This window comes from Sandaracinaceae bacterium (genome assembly GCA_016706685.1).
Classification (GTDB): Bacteria; Myxococcota_A; Polyangia; order Polyangiales; family Houyiibacteriaceae; genus JADJJE01.
Window position 1 is genome coordinate 114,940 of the sequence record JADJJE010000008.1, and the last position, 17,297, is coordinate 132,236.

Consider the following 17,297-nt stretch of genomic DNA (forward strand, 5'->3'; position numbering starts at 1 on the left):
GCGCGCGCGCGTCACACCCAGCTGACGCGATAGGCGATGACGGTGGGCGTCTGCAAGCCGGGCAGCTGCCGCGTGTAGACCTTGCGCGTGACCAGCTCGATGGTGCTCTCGAACATGCCCTCCCAGCCGGCGCGGAAGTAGGCGATGTCCGCGAAGGGCACGCCGTGGCACTCCACGCGCGCCTCCTTGGGACCTAGCCGGTAGACCGCCGACGAGCCCCCTTCCATGAGGCGGCCCCACGCGATGGGGAAGCGCTCGAGCAGCGCCCACACGCTGACCGTGCCGCTGGCCTTGAGCCCGCGGATGATGGTGCCCACGTAGGTGTTCTGGATGCGCTGCGCCACCAGCCGGCCGTTGTCGATCTGCTGCTCCGGCGTGTAGCCCACCGCGTCCATCGCGCGGTAGTGAGCCACCGCCACGTCCACCGGCACCCAGCTGGCCACCACCAGGTTCATGATGGCGTGGTGATACGCCGGGTCCAGCACCTGGTCGTAGCGCTCTTTCATGTGGCTCTCGTTGAGCGCGCGCAGCGAGCCGGCCAGCAGCGTCCCGCGCACGTGGGTGACGGGCGGCACCGCGTGGGGCTCGTGACCGAGGGCGACGACGACCGAGTCGGGCGACATTGGCGAAACCTATCAGGGACGGGACGCATCGGGGGAGTCCATGTCCCAACACACGGGCCCGAACATGGCGCCCAGGCGCTCTTCCATGTGCTCCACGAGCGCGCGCGGCACCACGCCGCCCAGCTTTCCGTAGACCACCAAGAGCTCGCGGTCGCCCACCACGTAGCTGGCCGTGAGCCCCGCGCCCACGCGCAGCTGCACGTGATCGCGCGCCCCGTCCACCAGGGCCGAGAACTCACTCACGCGCACGTCGGCCTCGGGCAGCATGGCCGCGTCGGCCACGGTCAGCGGGCGCGGCGCTTGATAGACCACGCGCAGCCGCGCCGCGCAGTCTCGTCCGAGGCGCGCACGCAGCCGGCCATGCGCTTCCACGTCATCACCCCACGCGCTCGACGCGGAAGCCGGTGACGGCGTCCCCCATCGCGGCGCTCGTGGTTGGCGTGGCCTGGTAGCTCACGTCCGCGCTGAAGACCTTGGTGTAGAAGTCGGCGTCCAGCGTGGGCGCGTCCTCGATGCCCGCCAGGTAGACCAGCGTCATGAGGCCCTCCACGCCGCCCTGCGCCAGGAACGACACGGGCCGCTCCGAGACGCCGTACATGGCGCGGTAGCCCACGCTCTCGTAGTCGTCGTGCAGCACGAACTCGGCGTCCGACTCCGACACGCTGACCACCTGCCAACGGCCCCAGCCGAAGGCGTTCAACACCGCCACCATGCCGTGCACCCAGTCCTCGCGCGAAGCGAGGCTCGGGCGAATGAGCGCGTTCCACTCGGTGGACTGCATGATGCCGCCGAACGTGTTGAACGCGCACACGCGGCCCGCTTCGACCAGCGTCTCGGACGCGGCGGCCAAGCCCTCTTCACCGTACTCGCGGCTCAAGCGGTGCAGGAACTCGAACGAGATGCGGTTGTAGTAGTTGGCGAAGTGCCGCGTGAGGTGCACCCCGAACGCGTCGATGGTGCCGTGCGCGTCGCCCACCAGCGGCAGCCCCGAGACGGCGCCGAGGATGCCGTCGTAGTCCACCGGCGTGGCTGGGATGGGGCGCGGCGCGTGGGTGGTCAGCGCTCCCACGCCTGGGCTCGCGTACAGCTCGTACCCGCCCGCAGCCGGCGTCAGCTCGAAGACACAGGCGGGCGCGTCGCACGCCATGCAGGCGCTGTGGGTCACCCTGAACGTTCCGTCGGGCAGGCCATGGATGGCCGCCAGTGCCCCCGCCAAGAAGCCGGAGGCAAAGAAGCAGACCGGCGCCTTCGACACCCCCTGCTTCGCGCGGCAGCCCAGCGCGTAGTGCGAGTGCTCGGTGCTGAGCCGCCCGCCCTCTGGCCCCAGCCCCGCGAGCGCCAGCGTGCCGAAGCCTGCCCAGCGATAGAGCTCTTCGGCCACCCGAGCGCGCTCTGCCGTGCCGGCCACGCCGCCCTGCGCGAAGAGGCTCGTCAGCTGGGCGTGCGCCACGCTGGCCGCCGCTCCCACCAGCACGGGCTCGAAGTCACCGTAGGCCGCGTCGATGAGGGCCTGCTGGAGCGCCAGATTGTAGTGGTGGCAGTGGAAGATGAGCGGCTCGGCGCCCACGATGCAGCGCCGATGATCCACGTCCACGTCCACCTGAAAGGGCGTCGTCATACTGGGCACTCCCGGCCAACGGTCTCGCGGATGGCGGCGCGAACAGCGCTCAGGTACTCCCGCGACACGGCGGTCTCGGGGGTGACTTTATCGAGAATGATACGCTCGCGCACCGTGAGTGGTAGGACGATGACACGGATGCGCTTGAGGGTGGTGACGTCGCCATTTCGCCGCGCCCACTCGAGCATCCGGAACAGCGTGCCTTCTTCGGTGGTCATCCTTCGGAGCTCCTTTCTATGAGGGACACAGTTCTTGGTCCTCACTGTATACGGAGCAGGTGGGGAGATCAGGCCGAAAATGTCAGACGCGCGTCTTCCGCCTCCACGGGTAAAACACTTCGCCAAGCTGGCGGGCGCTGCGCATGAGCTCGGCGTCGTCCAGCAGCAGCACCTGCAGGCTGACGGCGCCATGGTCGTGGGCGGTGGTCGTGGTGTGCGCCAAGATGACGTCCACGTTCTGGCGGAACGAGTCCAGCACACGCAGCCCCACCGCCGGCTTGGCCGAGCCTGCGCCACGCGCCGCGAGCGAGAACGTGGCCCACTCCACCTCGGGGTAGTCGCGCAGCACCTCGGTGAGCGCCGCCAGCAGGGCGTCGTCGGCAGGGCCGTTGAGCGCCCGGATCTCGATGGGCTCCTCGGCCGGCGGGGGCGGGGTGGCGGGGGCCTCTGGCAGGGCTGGCTGCGGAGGCACCGAGGCCGCGTGGGCGCCGGCCGCCGGGATCTCGGTGTCGGGACCCAGCGGATCGTCCAGGTCCAGCAGGGCTGCGGCCGGCCGCGAGGACATGCGCGGCCGCTCGGTGTCCACGTGGAAGTCGTCGAGCCCGGGCAGCTCGTCGAGCGGCCGGATGCTCACCTGGCTGGGGGGTGGCGCGCCCAGGTCCAGCACGTCCAGCGTGCCGAGGCCGGCGTTCAGATCCATGGCGGACGAGTCCTGACCCTGACGCGGACGCTGGCTGCTCCGCGCTACGGGAGGCGGTTGCGGCAGGTCCAGCTCGAGCGGACCATCGGGCGCCCACGAGCTGCGCCCCAGCTGCACCTCCACGGAGGGGGGTGGCCGCGACGAGCGCGCGAAGGACACCGTGGGGCGCCGCTGGGCGGGGCCACCGTCGTCGCGCGGCGGGGCGAAGGACGCACGGGTGACGCGCGCCGAGAGCTTGGGCGGCGTGGTGGCCGGCTCCACGGGCTGGCGCGTGATGCGCGGCGCCGGGATGGCAGGGCTCGACTGGCGCTCGGCGTCGGGCCGCGTGGCCTCGAGGATGGACGACGAGATGCGCCCCACCCCGGCATACGGCCCGAAGGTGTCGCTGCGGTTCTGGGTGCTGACCAGCGGCTTCAGCTCTTCCCGCGTGGCCTCGAGCGCGTGCGGTGCCACGGCGTCGATGACCATGAAGGCCGCGCCCTCGTTGAGCGCGTAGTGCACCGCGCGGCGCGCGCCCACCTCCTCGGCCAGCACGGTGCGGTCCTGCCGGCGCCAGCCGAACACGTCGGCCGCGGCGTCCAGCTGCTCCTGCGAGGTGAACACCGGCAGCGCCCAGTCCCCGTTTTCGTTCACCAGCGTGGCGAAACCATCGCTGCCATCCACCTTGCGGGGAACGTGCAGCGTGCGCTGCGACAACGCCAGAAGCGCATCGACCTTGGCCTGCCCCCCTGCACGTGCATGCAGCAGGAGCCGGACGAAGGCCGCGAGCGCATGGGTGGCGTTCGGGGTGCTCATCCCGAGATTGTCTCGACTCCTGAAGACGACTGCAAATTCCCGGACTTGACAGCGGGGCCACGGCGGCTAGATTCGCGTCTCGCTCCGGCCCGCCCAGATAGCTCAGTTGGTAGAGCAGTGGATTGAAAATCCACGTGTCGACGGTTCGATTCCGCCTCTGGGCACCTCAGAGACCCCCTGAAAACAGGGGGTTTCGTCATTTCTGGCGTCTGCCCAGCTACGGCGGGCGGCGGAACTGGACCGAACGCGCGAGCCCGCGGTAGCGCGCGGTGACCGTGGCGTGGCCGCGAAACGCGCGGGTCCACACGCCGTCGCCAGCGAGCCGCGCCTGCACCGACTGAACGCGGAAGGTCACGTCTCGGTTCGGCAGCGTCCAGCTCTGCCCGTCGGGGCAGCGCGCGTCCACGGTCAGCGTGCCACGGTAGCCCGGGATGAACCGGCCCTGCGTGAGGCTCACGTCCAGAAGCGCGGCGGGGCAGCGCGGCCCGAAGCCGAAGCGCAGCGCCCGTCGCATGCGGCCCCCCACTTGCTGGGCGGCGTGTGGGCGGCCGGGGGCCTCGTGGTAGCCGAGGGCGCCGCCCAGCTCGAACCCGCGATCGATCAGCACGTCGCGCAGCGCGCGAGCGTCCGAGACCATGGGCGGCACCGCAGCGCGAACGTCACTCTCGGCACCGCCCACGTCCACCCACCAGCGCCCCGGCAGCCGTGGGGCGTCCTGCACCGCACGCAACACGGCCTGCTCGTCGAACCAGAGGCTCGGAGAGTGCGCGAAAACCTGCGCGAAGCGCTGGGGGAACAGGAGACCAGCCCAGACCGCGGCGAGCCCGCCGTAGCTGAAGCCCAGGATGGCGCCCGCGTCACGGAGCGGGACGCGGAGTGCGACGGCGGGCAGCACCACGTCCACCAGGTACGCGGCGAACCCGCGCACGTTGGTGGGGTGGTCCGTGGGCGTGAACTCCTGCGAGCGAGCGACAGAGGGCACGGCGATGACCACGCACGGCTCCACGAGGCCTTCGTGAACGAGGGCCATCAGGTGCGTGTCCACCGCGAAGGTGGGTTCGAACGCCGACTGCCCGTCCATGACGAGGAGAAAGGGCCAGCCACCCTCCGGCGGTGCAACGCCGGTTGGGATGAGCAGCTGCACGTCACGAGGCGCGATCTCGGGTGCGGCGAGGCCCACGATGCGCTCGCGCGTCCAGTGCACCTCGGGGCGCGGGGGCCTCGGGGAGCGGACAGCGGACTGCTTGTCACCCGCGGCGTTGTCTGGCTGCACCTGCGAAGCCTCGCCGCACGCCACGACGGTCAACAAAGCCATCCATCCGCCGGTCATGCGCATCCCGACCGTGTGACGCCATGGGCCACCAGAAGTTCCCGCGACGACTTCGACCGCCTTCCCAGGCGCGCCGACCGCCGGAGACCGCTCTCACTCCGGCTTGCTGCCCAGCCCCGGAAGCACGAACACCGCCCCGCACCCGGGGCACTGGCGCATGCGGCGCATGCGGAGCCACATGGTCACGCCGATGAGGCCGCCCGAGACGGCGCCGACGTAGCTCTGGCCCATGCCGAGACCACCCGAGAGCACACCGAGGATCAGCGTGGTCGCGAAGGCGATGGCCCAGATCCGCCAGTCCTTGAGCAGCGCCTTGACGGACTCGCCGTACGAGGGAGGTGGGAGGGCCGACACCTCGTGGGTGGCGCTGCACTTGGGGCAGTTGAGTGTCTCCATGGGCGCGAGGATACCCACGTCGGGGGTGCCTGGACTACGAACGGCGCCTCTTGGGCTTCGGCTCCGGCTGCAGCGGACCTGTCGACGCGAGTTCGTCTGGCGCCAGCTGGGCGTAGAGTTCGTGGAGCTTCTGCCGAAGCAGCTCCTTCGCAGGCAGCATGATCTGATATTCGGCCACGAGCGTTGGCGACGTGGTGCGGGCCAACGCGTACTCGACGACCTCGTCGTCTCTGCTCGCGCAGAGGAGCACGCCAATCGAGGGGCGCTCGTGGTCCTTCTTCACGTCGCGATCGAGCGCCTCGACGTAGAAGCTGAGCTGGCCGAGGTCGGCGGGCTTGAACTTGTCGACCTTGAGCTCGAAGGCCACCAAGCACTGCAGCGCGCGATGGAAGAACAAGAGGTCGATCGCGAAGTCCTGGTTGCCGACTTGGACGGGGTATTCCGAGCCCACAAAGCAGAAGTCTCGCCCGAGCTCGGTGATGAAGCGGCCGAGGTTGCGGAGCAGCGCGCCATGGAGGTCGGCCTCGGAGTGGTCGCAGTGCAGGGACAGGAACTCGAGGTTGTAGGCGTTCTTCAGCTCATCGAGGGCCGTTGGGTGTGTTTGTGCCACCGCTGGTGACACTTTCTTGGTGCTCGGTGCGCTCCACAGAAGCGCACCAGACTGAATCTGTCGCTCGAGCTCGCGCTTGGGCCACCGCTCCTTGATGGCGGCGAGGACATAGAACTCGCGCTCCTCGACGCGTCGCGTTTGGCTCAGAATGATGATGTGATGGGTCCACGGCAATTGTGTCACCAGCGGTGACACTTTCTTGTGGTGCCGGTAGGCCTCGAAGAACTGCCGCATGCGAAAGAGGTTTCGCCGCGTGAAGCCACGCAAACCGGGGTAGCGGTGGGCAAGCGTCGCAGCCAACTCGTCAACGACGCCGTCGCCCCACTCGGCGTTGTCGATCTTCTCGTTGATGTACTCGCCCAGCTGCCAATAGAGGCCCACGAGTTCGGTGTTGATAGCCTGGTAGGCGCGGCTGCGTGCGGCCTCGATCAGCGTCAGCACCTCGGCGAACCGAGCGTCGCTGTCGTCGGGCGCGGAGACGATCCTGTTCGCCTTTGCTGGCGTTTGTCTCACCACCGCCGAGACTTTCTTGGACCGCGCCTTCGCGGGCTTCTTGCGGGGCTGTTTCGCCGTGGCCATGCGGACGACCCTGCCCCAGAACCCAGGACGAAGCCAAGGAAGTCGCGGGCGTTTCTTGCAGGGTTGCGCAAGCGCCCTCGCAGCCTCACCCCGGCACACGGAACCGCGCGCTGCTCCCGTTCACTCCCTTGCTCACCTCCAGCAGCACGTCCACGCGCTCGCGCAGCTCGGGCACGTGCGAGATGATGCCCACCATGCGGCCGGTGGACTGGAGGCGCAGCAGGGTCTCGATGACCAGGTCGAGGGTCTCGGGGTCGAGGCTGCCGAAGCCCTCGTCGATGAAGACGGTCTCGATGGGCACGCCGCCGAAGTGGGCGCGCACCACGTCGGCCAGGCCGAGCGCGAGGGCCAGCGCCGCCAGGAAGCCCTCGCCGCCGCTGAGGGTGGTGGAGGCGCGCGCCTCGCCGGTGTAGTGGTCGTGCACGTCCAGGTCCAGGCCCTGGGCGCGGCGCGCGTCGCCGCCGGCCGCGCGGCGCACCAGCTCGTAGCGGCCTTGGCTGGTGAGCTGGAGGTGCTGGTTGGCCTGCGTGAGGACCTCTTCCAGGAACGCCGCCAGCACGAAGCGGTGCAGGTTCATCTTGGCGGAGTTGTTGCCACTCGCCACGGCGCTCAGGTGCGCCACGGCGCGGTGCTCGGCTTCTTGGGCCTGGGACTCCGCGAGAGCGCGCTCGAGCTCTTGCACCAGCTCGCGGCCACGGCGGGCGCTGCTCTTCACGTTGGCCTGGTGCTTGGTGGCCGCTTCGTTCGCGGCGGTGGCCGCGGTGGCCGCCTGCTCGAGCGCGGTGAGGTCGGGTGGAACGCGCCCCGTGAGGGCCTCGAGGTGCGTGGCGATGCGCGCGGCCAGCGCGAGGCGCTGGTGGGCGTGCTGCTCCACGCTGGCTTCCAGCCGCGCCGTGTCCGCCGCGGGCAGGCGCGCGGCGGTGAACGTGGCCTCGTCTGGGAAGCTGCTGGCGGCGAGCTGGGCTGCCCACGCGGTGGCCGCTTGGTCACGGTGAGCGGTGGCGGTCTCGCGCTCTTGGGCCGCTGCGGCGGCGGCGCTAGTGGCCGCCGCGTGGGCCTGCTGGGCCTTGGCCAGCTGGGCGCTGGCGTGCTCGTGCGCGGCTTCGGCAGCCGCGATGTCTGACTTCAACGTGGCCGCGCGCGCCGCCGAGGCGTCCACGTCGGCGGGCTCGCCGCCCAGCGCTGCGAGGGCGAGCGCCTCTTCGCGCTTGGCCGCATCGTGATGCGCCGTGGCGTGTGCGTGTGCGTCGCGTGCGACGGTGAGCGCAGCCCCGGCGGCGCTCAGGCTGGCTTCCAGCGTGGCGTGCTGCGCATCGAGCGCGGTCTTGGTGTCCACGCGGGCCTTGGCCTCGGTGAGCGTGGCGCTGGCCAGGGTCACGCTCTGCTCCACCTGCCCGAGGGTCTCGGTGCCGAGCGGCTCGCGCTGCGCGTGCAGCTCGCTGCGCTTGGCGTCGCGCTTGGCCTCGGCCGCAGCCGCGCGTGTGGCCGCGCCCGCGTGCGCCTCTCGAGCCTTCACCGCGCTGCGCTCGGCCGCCGCGTGGGCCACCTCGGTGGGGGTGGACGCAAGGGTCTCCGCAGGCGCCGGGTGCTCGGCCGAGCCACACACGGGGCAGGGCTCGCCCTCGCGCAGCGCACGCGCCAGCACCGCCGCGTGGCCCGCGTGCATGGCGGCCTCGATGGCGCGCAGCGCGGCGCTCGCGTCATCGAGGGCGGCGGCAGCTTCGTGCTGTTGCTGCTGCGCGTTTGTGAGCTCGCCTTCCAGCACGTCGAGCTCGGCCGCGAGGCGCGCCACGTGGCGATGCAGCGCGAGGCGCCCCGTGGCCACGGCGAGATCGGCTTCCGCGCGCGCCAGCTGTGCTGCGGCCTCCGCCACCAGCACGCGCTGCGCGCCCAGCGCATCGAGGTCCTGCGTCATCGCCTGGTGCGCGCGCTCTCTCTCGGCACAAGCCTCCTGCGCACCGGTGCTCGCCACCTCGGCCGCTTCACGGGCCTTCCGGCGCGTGGCCCAGTCGCGCCCCGCCTGCGCCCGCGCCTCGGCGGCAGCCCGCTCGGCCTCACGCTCGGCGCGCAGCTGGTGCTGGGCGGCTGCCTCCCGCGCCGCCTCGGCCGCCTGCTGCTGCCGCGCGCCCACCTCGCGAAGCGCGTCTTGCGCCTGCGCCTCGGCCTCGGCGCGAACGCCAAGCTGCTCCGCCGCCCGCCGCGCGGCATCGAACACCGGCGCAATGGCCTCGGCCGCCCTGGCCTGCCCGAGCTTCACGCGCTCGTGCTGCACCGCCGGTTCACGCGCCTCGAGCTCCGCCTCCTGCGCACGCTCCGAGCGCAATGCCTCGAAGCGCTGCGCCAGCTGCCGCCCGTCCGCCAGGTGCGTCACAGCCTCCTGCGCGCGCTGGCCCGCCTCCTGCGCCTCGCGCGTGAGGTGCGGCAGGGCCCGCTCGTGGCCCTCCACCTTGGCCACCAGCACATCGACCGACGTCTCACCCTGGCTCGCGAGGAGCCCCGCGCGGCGCTGCTCGGCATCGCGGATCACGGAGCCCAGCTTCTTGGCCCGCAGCGCCAGCGCCTCTTCCACGCGCTTGAACGCCACGGTGTCGAACAGCTTCTCCAGCAGCTTCTCGCGCGCCTGGCTGTCAGCCGACAGCAGCTGGCGAAAGTCCCCCTGCGGCAGCACCACCACGCGCCGGAACTGCGCCGCCTCGAGCTTCACCAGGCCCAGCACGCGCGCGTCCACCTCGCGCACCTTGCGCTCGGCCAGCACCTCGGCCACCAGCGCGCCCGGCGCGTCACTGGCCAGCCGCCAGAGCGTGGCGCTCGCGGCCTGCTCCACGTAGCCCTCGCCACGCAGCTTCGCGCGCTGCTGCGCGGGCGTGCGCTCGATGCGGTAGGTGTGCTCGCCCACGCGGAAGTCGAGGCGCAGGGTGGTGGCCACCTTCGGGTCTGCGTGGTCGCTGCGCAGCTGCTGCACCGTGCGCTCGCCACCGGACGACTCGCCATAGAGCGCGGCGCACAGCCCGTCCAAGATGGCGCTCTTGCCGGAGCCCGTCTCGCCGCAGATCAAGAAGAGCTGCGCCGCGCCCAGCTCGCGGAAGTCGATGACCTGCGTGCCGGCAAACGGCCCGAAGGCGGTCATCTCGAGGCACAGCGGCCTCACGCCGGCTCCTCCTCGCGCAGCACCTCGTCGAACACCTCGGTGAGGATGGCGTGCTGCCCATCATCGAGAGTGCCCGCGCCCACCTCGCGGTAGAAGCTGGCAAAGAGTTCCACCCGCCCGCGGCGAATGGCGTCGCGCTGCGGCAGCGCTGGGTTCGCGCCCTGGCTCAGGAAGGTGCGGCGCAGGTCCATGATGTGCGGGTAGACCACGCGCAGCTTGGCGAGGGGGTCCAGCAGCGCGCCCTCGTCGGTGAGCTGCACCTGCACGTAGGCGCTGCGCGCGGAGGCCACCGGCTGGCTGAGCAACGCGTCCAGCGTGCCCTCGATGCGCATCAGGTCGCGGCGCGGCGTGATGGGCAGCGCGGTGACCTGCGCGCTTCCGTCGGCCCCCAGCTCCACCAGCTCCACGGCCTTCGCGTGGTCCAGCTCGGAGAACGAGTACTTGAGCAGCGACCCGCAGTACCGCACGGCCGCGCGCCCCACGGACTGCGGCCGGTGCAGGTGCCCGAGCGCCACGTAGTCGAAGCCGTCGAACACGGTGTGGTCCACCAGCCCGGTGCCGCCCACCGTGAGCGGGCGCTCGGACTCGGACTCGCTGCCGCCGTGCACGAAGGCATGCGCCACGCACACCGCGCGCGCCCCCGCGGGCTTGCTGCCCAGCGCGCGCGCCACCAACGCCTCGGTGGCCCGCTGGTGCGTGCGCGGGTCGTCATACGGGTGCGTGAGCTGGATGGTGGCCGGGTCCGCATACGGCAGCGGGCAGAACACCACCGGGCCGTGCGCGTCGTGCAGCGTGAGCGTGGGCAGCTGCGCGCTCATGGGCCCCGCGATGCACAGGCGGCGCTCGGCCATGAGGCGCGCGCCGAAGCCCAGCCGCTCGGCGCCGTCGTGGTTGCCGGCGATCATGACCACCGGCAACTGGAGGTCCAGCGACACGCGCGAGAGGAAGTCGTCCAACACGCGCACGGCGTCGGCGGGCGGCACCGAGCGGTCGTACACGTCCCCCGCGATGACCAGCGCGTCGGGCCGCGTGTCCACCAGGATCTGGAAGAGCTGCTCGAGCGCGTGCTGCTGGTCTTCGAGCAGCGAGTGCTGGTGCAGCACCTTCCCGAGGTGCCAGTCCGATGTGTGGATGAAGCGCATGGGGGCCGTGGCGAGGACACCTTCTCACGCGAGCCCCGGGTGTCCACCCGTCACACCCGTTCAGTGCGCCACAACGGGCCCACCAGTTGAGTCAGCGTGCCCCGCTAGGTTCGTGAGGCGACGCGGTCGGGCCGTTTGGAGGGGAGCGGCCCGACCGCTGAGCACTCCATTCACGCCGCGACCATGGCGGCCACCCCGCGCTGAAGCGACGTGGCTTGCACGCCGAAGCGCTGGCGGTAGGCGCTGTCGTCCACCAGGTACGGCTGCTCCCACTGCGGCAGCATCTCCACCAGGCCACCGGTGGACGCGTCGAACAGCCCGGCCAGGCGGAGCACGAAGCGCGGGGCCACGCGCGGCGCCACGCTCACCCCCAGCGCCTCGGTCAGCGCACCCACCAGCGCGCGAGGGCTCACGTGCACCACGGGGGCGTGGAACACACGGCCCTCCACGTCCGGCTCGGACAGGGCCAGCTGGATGAGCGCGTCCACCACGTCATCCCGGTACGCGAAGGCGTGCGGCGCGTCGGGGTTGCCCAGCAGCAGCGGGCGCTTGCCGGCGCGCAGCCCCGCCAGCACCTCGGTGGAGATGAGCGCGCTGCGCAGACCCGGGCCCCAGAAGTCCGGGGCGCGCAGCACGGTGGCGCGCAGGCCGGTGCTGCGCTGCGCCTCGCCCAGCATGTCGGCCAGCTGCTTGCGGATGGCGCCCTTCGCGGTGCTGGGCTCCTGCGGCGTGTCGGGTGCCAGCGGGCCGGCATCCATGCGGTAGAGGTAGAGCGCGTCCAAGAGCACCAGCCGGGTGCCCGCGCGGGCCACCCCCGCGAAGAGGCCGGCGTGCAAGGGCGGGAGCTCGCGCGCCCAGACCTTCGCGTCGTAGGTGGCGGGGTTCACCGCCGCGATCACGGCGTGGGCGCCGGCCACGGCCTCGGCGAGCGACCCGGCATCGCGAGCGTCGAGGGCCACGTGCTGCGCGCCCTCGGGCACCTGGGCAGGCCGCGTGCGGCTCAGCCAGGTGACGGGGTGCCCGAGCGCGGTGAGACGTGCCACCAGCGGCGCGCCGATCTGGCCGGCGCCCACCACCGCGATGGGGAGAGAAGCAGGGTTGGTGGAGTGCGTGTCGTGGGTCTGGGTCATGGGGCCTCGCTTTCACCCCCAGCATGGCGGCGCGGAGTACATGCCGAAAATCGATTGATTTGCTATGTGCCATGCATGAGCAACATGCTTTACCAGGCCCCCACCGAGCTGCTCCCAGCGCTGGCCGCGCTGCTCGAGACCGAGAGCGTCACGCTGGCCGCCCGCCGGCTGGGGGTGGGCCAGCCCGCCATGAGCCGCACCCTCGAGAAGCTACGCGAGGCCACGGGGGATGCGCTCCTGGTGCGCAGCGGCCGGCGCCTGGTGCGCACGCGGCGCGCCGCCGAGCTGCTGCCCGAGGTGAGCGGAGTGCTGGAGGGCGCCGCGCGCGTGCTGCGGCCTCAGGAGGCGTTCGTGCCGGCCGAGGCCACCGGCGTGGTGACCTTCGCGCTCGGAGACGACCAGCAAGCCATGCTCGCCAGCAGCCTGCTGGCGCGCGTGCGGACCGAGGCACCGGGTCTCGACCTGCGCGTTCGCCCACTCACGTTCGAGAGCGGCAGCGAGGCCCTGCGCGGCGTGGTGGACGTGGCGGTGCTGCCGGACATGCGCAGGCAGTACCCCATGCCGGACCTCGACGCGCTGGTCATGAGCCCCGAGTACACGCGCCGCTTCGTGTGTGTCTCGCGCCGGCGCAGGAAGCTCACCCTGGACACGTTCCTGGCCGCCGAGCACCTCTTGGTGTCACCCACCGGCACCGAGGGCGGCTACGTGGACGACGCGCTGCGGGCCCTCGGCAAGCGCCGCCGGGTGGCGGTCACGGTGCCCACCTTCCAGGCCGCGCTGGCCATCGTGGCCGAGACCGACCTGGTGGCCACGCTGCCCGAAGACGTCACGCGTGCGCTGGCGCCGCGCCTGCATCGCCAACCCTGCCCGGTGGCCACCCCCGAGCTGCCCATGTGCGTGGCGTGGGCCGCTCGCTTCACGCGTGACCCGCGGCACCGCTGGCTGCGGGGGCACGTGGCGGCCGCGCTGCGCGAGCGCGTGGGCCGAGCCAAGCGCTGAGGTTCAGAGGCGCGTGACCACGAAGCCAACAGCGGTCAGCTGCGCCAACAGCCCCTCGGGCCCGGGCAGGTGCGCGGCGCCCACGGCCACGAACGCGCCGCCGGCGTTGAACGCGCTGCGCAGGCGCGTCATCCACAGGGCGTTGCGCTGCGCGATGAGCATGGTGAAGAACGCCGAGGTGCTCTCGCCCGTGTTGAGCTGGTCCACCAGGGTGGTCATGGCCTCGAGGTCGCCCGCGCGGTAGGCCGTCACCAGCTGGCTCAGCTGCTCGGCGGCGGGGTCGGTGGCATCGGGCGAAACGGGCTCCGCGAACTCCGCGAGCATGGCCAGGTACACCGCCTCGTCCAGGCCCTCGAAGATGTCGGCCAGCTCGTTCATCTGCTCGAGGGGCTGTGGGGTGAGCTCGCGCGCGCGGGTCTGCTGCAAGATCACGGCGTCCATGGCGGGCGTGGCCGGGTCCGTGCCGGCCTCTCTGGCGTGCGCCTGCAGCGACTGTGTGAGGCGCACCGAGAGCACCACGAAGAACGCGGCCCACGGGCGCAGCGTGTCCAGCCGCTCGCGCGGGAACGTGGCCAGCTGCGCCACCAGCGCATCGAAGGTCTGGGCCCCCACCTTCTGGGACAGCGGCACCTCGCTCGGCTGCAGCATGCGCTGCGCGAACGCCATGAGCTGCGCCTGGTCGTCCACCAGCGACTCCACGTACACGGCCTCCGCGGTGCTCAGCAGCCCGTTGTGGGGCGCGGGCAGCGCCTCCTCGAGCGTGACCGCCCCGTGGATGGTCCCCATCAGGTGCGACACCTGCCCTTCGGGGCTCGTAACGCGCCACAAGAAGGGCGCGTGCGCGGGAGCGCTCAGAACGGTGCTGGGCTCGGCGGTGGCCGCCGTGCCACCACAGCCCGCGAGGGCCAGCAGCGCCGGGAGCAAGGTCAGGGTCACGGAGGTGGCGCGGAGCACCGGAGACAGAGAACGCATGCGCACAGGTTACGCCGGGGCCGAGCGGGAGTCCCCCTGCAGGCATGCGAAGGCAGCGCCGTCACCCACGGCCCGCGCGCCTCAGGCCTCGGGCGGACGCGACGCCCGGCTGGCCGCGATGTCCGCCGGGCCGGACACGAACGCCTCGTACAGAGCCTGGAGCGCGCGCTCGTAGTCCTCGGGCACCACGCCCACGATGATGTTCAGCTCGGACGCGCCCTGGTTGATGATGCGCACGTTCACCTTCGCGTCGCGCAGCGCGATGAACACCTTGGCCGCGATGCCGATGGTCTTCGACATGCCCTCGCCCACGATGGCGATGAGCGCGATGGACGGCACGAAGTCCACCTTGTCGGGCGCGAGCGAGCTGCGGATCTCGCCCAGCACCGCGTCGATCTTGTCTTCGATCTCGGTGGCGTCCACCACCACGCTCATGCTGTCGATGCTGGACGGGCAGTGCTCGAAGCTGATGCCGTGGCGCTCGAGGATGCCCAGCAGGCGGTAGCCGAAGCCCACCTCCTTGTTCATCAGGCTCTTCTCCACGCTGATCATGGAGAACGCCTTCTTGCCCGCGATGCCCGCGATCTCGGTGGTCTGCTCCACGTGCGGGCTGAGCGTGCTCACGATGCGCGTGCCGTCGTGCTCGGGCGCGTTGGTGTTGCGGATGTTGATGGGGATGCCCACCTCGCGCACCGGCGAGATGGCCTCGTCGTGCAGCACCGAGGCGCCCATGTAGGACAGCTCGCGGATCTCGGCGTAGGTGACCTCCTGCATGGGCTTCGGGTCCTTCACGATGCGCGGGTCCGCCATGAGCAGGCCCGACACGTCGGTCCAGTTCTCGTAGAGCTCGGCCATGACGGCGCGCGCCACGATGGCCCCCGAGATGTCCGAGCCGCCGCGCGAGAAGGTGCGCACGCGCCCCTTGGCGTCGCGCCCGTAGAAGCCGGGCACCACGTAGCGCTTGCTGGTGTCCGAGAGGCGCTCGCCCAGCAGCGGGTAGGTCTGCGGGTCCACGCTGCCGTTCGGCTGGATGATGATGAAGTGCTCCGGGTCCACGAACTCGGCGCCCAGGTAGGCCGCCAACAGCAGGCCGTTCAGGTACTCGCCGCGTGAGGCCACGAAGTCCTTGGTGACGCCCTCGCGCAGAGCCACCTCGAGCGCGTCGAGGTGCGCCGCCATGCCGCCGCTGAGGCCCAGGTCGCGCTCGATCTCGAGGAAGCGCTCGCGCACCTGCGTGAACGGCCCGCTGAAGTCCGAGCCCAGCGTGGCGCTGTGCTGACAGAGGTAGAGCAGGTCGGTCAGCTTCGCGTCGGTGGACGAGCGCTTGCCCGGCGCCGACGGCACCACGATGGAGCGACGCGCGTCGCTCTCGACGATGGCGCGCACGCGGCGGAACTGGTTGGCGTCAGCCAGGCTAGAGCCACCGAACTTGCAGACGATACGGGACATGCGGGTCTCCAGGCAGGCTCGCGGGGGCCGCCGAGGCGCAGTCTTGGCCCAGGATGGGCGGTTCCACAAGTGCGGAGGCTCGGTGGCGCCAACGAGGGGCCCGGCAGCATCGTGCGCCAGCGGGCGCGCCCGCCGAAACGTGGAATGACTCTGGGGTTGTTCCCCCCCGAACCGACCCCCGCAGCGTCACCGCCGCGCGCGCCCCGCGTGCCGGACTATGTGGTGTTCAGCACCGGCCACGGTTTCTCGTCCGTCGGCACCTGGATGCAGAAGACGGGCGTGGGCTGGCTGGCGTGGGAGCTCACGCACTCGCCCGCGTGGGTGGGCGCCATTGCGCTGAGCGACTTGTTCTCGGCGCTGTGGGTGGCGCCGCTGGCGGGCGCGGTGACCGACCGCAGCAACCCGTTTCGCCTGATCCTGCTCACGCAGGTGCTGCTCATCGGGCTCGCGCTGCTGCTGGCCGGGCTCACGTGGAGCGGGCAGCTGACCATCGGGCTGCTCTTCGCGTGGGCCGTGCTCGAGGCCAGCGTGCAGGGCTTCAACCTGCCGGTGCGCATGGTGGCCATCGGCTCGCTGGCCCGCCCCGAGACGATGTCGCAGGCCATCGCCACCAGCTCCATCGCGGTCAGCCTGGCGCGCAGCGTGGGCCCCGCCATCGCGGGCATCGTGATGGTGAGCGGGCACGTGGCGGGCGTGTTCGTGGTCAACGCGTTGTCGTACCTGGCCATGATCGCGGCCATCCTCTGGCTGCGGCGGCCGCTCGACCGACCGAGCCTATCTTCGCGCAAGGAGCGTCTGCTCACGGACATCGCCGCGGGCGTGGACTACATCCGCAACACCCCGCGCGTGGCCACCATCTTCCTGCTGGCGCTGGGCTTCGCGGTGCTGGCGCGGCCCTTCGTGGAGCTCTTCCCGGCCATCGCCGGCGACGTGCTGCGCGGCGGCCCCGAGACCCTCTCCATGCTCATGACGGCGCAGGGCCTCGGCGCGCTCTGCGGCGCGCTCTTCATGCTGAAGCCGAAGCCCATGGACCAGACGGTGCGCATCACGTTCGGCGCGGCGCTGGGCATCGCGCTCACGCTCATCGTCTTCTCGCTCACCACGCAGCTGCACACGGTGCTGCTGGCCATCGGCGTGGCGGGGGTCTTCCACGTGGTCTGCAACATCGGCATGCAGACCATGGCGCAGACCATGAGCGACCCGGCCATGAAGGGCCGCGTCATGTCGTCCTACGGGCTCATCTTCCGCGCCGCGCCGGCCATCGGCGCCACCGCGCTGGGCGCGTGTGCGGAGTGGGTGCCGCTGCAGTGGCTGCTGGGCGGCGCCGCCGCGCTGTTCGGCCTGCTGGTGCTCAGCAAGCTGGCCGAGGTGCGCCGAGTCTTCGCCGTGGATCAGAGCGCGTAAGGTCCACCTCGCCAGTGGGGGGTCCCCTTCATCGTTGTCGTTGTCGTTGTCGTGAGCGTTGTCGGCGACGGCGACGGCGACGGGTCCCTCCATACCTCCACCCCAACGGCGACACGGAGGCAGAGGGGCGTCCATGCGCACGAGAAGCTCCACCAAGGGGCTCTCGTCGCCGTCGCCGTCGCCG

The 17,297-nt window shown here is 71.3% G+C and carries 15 protein-coding genes and 1 tRNA gene; 3 read left to right on the forward strand and 13 right to left on the reverse strand.

Annotation, left to right across the window (positions count from 1 at the left end; all coding sequences use genetic code 11):
- Positions 1-11: 11 nt before the first annotated feature.
- From IPI43_11960 to IPI43_11980, 5 genes are all read right to left on the reverse strand, one after another.
- A complete protein-coding gene (locus IPI43_11960; protein ID MBK7774830.1) occupies positions 12-623 on the reverse strand; it encodes a hypothetical protein in 612 nt (203 codons plus the stop codon).
- 12 nt (positions 624-635) lie between these two features.
- Entirely contained in the window at positions 636-995 is a 360-nt protein-coding gene (locus IPI43_11965; protein MBK7774831.1) for a hypothetical protein, read from the reverse strand.
- 4 nt (positions 996-999) lie between these two features.
- Positions 1,000-2,241: a hypothetical protein gene (locus tag IPI43_11970; protein MBK7774832.1), complete on the reverse strand. Its 1,242-nt coding sequence runs from the start codon at positions 2,239-2,241 to the stop codon at positions 1,000-1,002.
- Positions 2,238-2,459: a hypothetical protein gene (locus tag IPI43_11975; GenBank protein MBK7774833.1), complete on the reverse strand. Its 222-nt coding sequence runs from the start codon at positions 2,457-2,459 to the stop codon at positions 2,238-2,240. The genes IPI43_11970 and IPI43_11975 overlap by 4 nt, the downstream gene beginning before the upstream one ends.
- 82 nt (positions 2,460-2,541) lie before the next feature.
- Entirely contained in the window at positions 2,542-3,954 is a 1,413-nt protein-coding gene (locus IPI43_11980; GenBank protein MBK7774834.1) for an SseB family protein, read from the reverse strand.
- Between the two features lie 91 nt (positions 3,955-4,045).
- Here IPI43_11980 and IPI43_11985 point away from each other — a divergent pair.
- Positions 4,046-4,118 (forward strand) — tRNA-Phe (locus tag IPI43_11985).
- Between the two features lie 53 nt (positions 4,119-4,171).
- Here the strand turns inward: IPI43_11985 and IPI43_11990 are convergent.
- From IPI43_11990 to IPI43_12015, 6 genes are all read right to left on the reverse strand, one after another.
- On the reverse strand, positions 4,172-5,227 hold the full coding sequence (locus tag IPI43_11990) for a hypothetical protein (protein ID MBK7774835.1): 1,056 nt from the start codon (positions 5,225-5,227) through the stop codon (positions 4,172-4,174).
- Between the two features lie 150 nt (positions 5,228-5,377).
- Positions 5,378-5,680, reverse strand: a complete 303-nt coding sequence (locus tag IPI43_11995) for a hypothetical protein (protein MBK7774836.1) — start codon at positions 5,678-5,680, stop codon at positions 5,378-5,380.
- Between the two features lie 34 nt (positions 5,681-5,714).
- On the reverse strand, positions 5,715-6,869 hold the full coding sequence (locus tag IPI43_12000; protein ID MBK7774837.1) for a DUF1016 family protein: 1,155 nt from the start codon (positions 6,867-6,869) through the stop codon (positions 5,715-5,717).
- An 85-nt stretch (positions 6,870-6,954) separates the two neighbouring features.
- Entirely contained in the window at positions 6,955-10,017 is a 3,063-nt protein-coding gene (locus IPI43_12005) for an AAA family ATPase (protein ID MBK7774838.1), read from the reverse strand.
- On the reverse strand, positions 10,014-11,159 hold the full coding sequence (locus tag IPI43_12010; protein MBK7774839.1) for an exonuclease SbcCD subunit D: 1,146 nt from the start codon (positions 11,157-11,159) through the stop codon (positions 10,014-10,016). The genes IPI43_12005 and IPI43_12010 overlap by 4 nt, the downstream gene beginning before the upstream one ends.
- A 170-nt stretch (positions 11,160-11,329) precedes the next feature.
- Positions 11,330-12,289, reverse strand: a complete 960-nt coding sequence (locus IPI43_12015; protein MBK7774840.1) for an NAD(P)H-binding protein — start codon at positions 12,287-12,289, stop codon at positions 11,330-11,332.
- A gap of 75 nt (positions 12,290-12,364) precedes the next feature.
- Here IPI43_12015 and IPI43_12020 point away from each other — a divergent pair, with 75 nt between their 5' ends.
- Positions 12,365-13,288, forward strand: coding sequence for a LysR family transcriptional regulator (locus IPI43_12020; protein MBK7774841.1), 924 nt, complete (start codon positions 12,365-12,367; stop codon positions 13,286-13,288).
- Positions 13,289-13,291: 3 nt separating this feature from the next.
- Here IPI43_12020 and IPI43_12025 read toward each other — a convergent pair whose 3' ends face one another.
- Together IPI43_12025 and IPI43_12030 are read right to left on the reverse strand one after the other, a co-directional pair.
- Entirely contained in the window at positions 13,292-14,260 is a 969-nt protein-coding gene (locus IPI43_12025; GenBank protein MBK7774842.1) for a TraB/GumN family protein, read from the reverse strand.
- A gap of 81 nt (positions 14,261-14,341) precedes the next feature.
- Positions 14,342-15,709 (reverse strand): aspartate kinase, encoded by a 1,368-nt coding sequence (locus IPI43_12030; GenBank protein ID MBK7774843.1) that lies wholly within the window; start codon positions 15,707-15,709, stop codon positions 14,342-14,344.
- A gap of 156 nt (positions 15,710-15,865) precedes the next feature.
- Between IPI43_12030 and IPI43_12035 the strand changes: the two genes are divergently transcribed.
- Positions 15,866-17,113: an MFS transporter gene (locus IPI43_12035; GenBank protein MBK7774844.1), complete on the forward strand. Its 1,248-nt coding sequence runs from the start codon at positions 15,866-15,868 to the stop codon at positions 17,111-17,113.
- Positions 17,114-17,297: the final 184 nt, after the last annotated feature.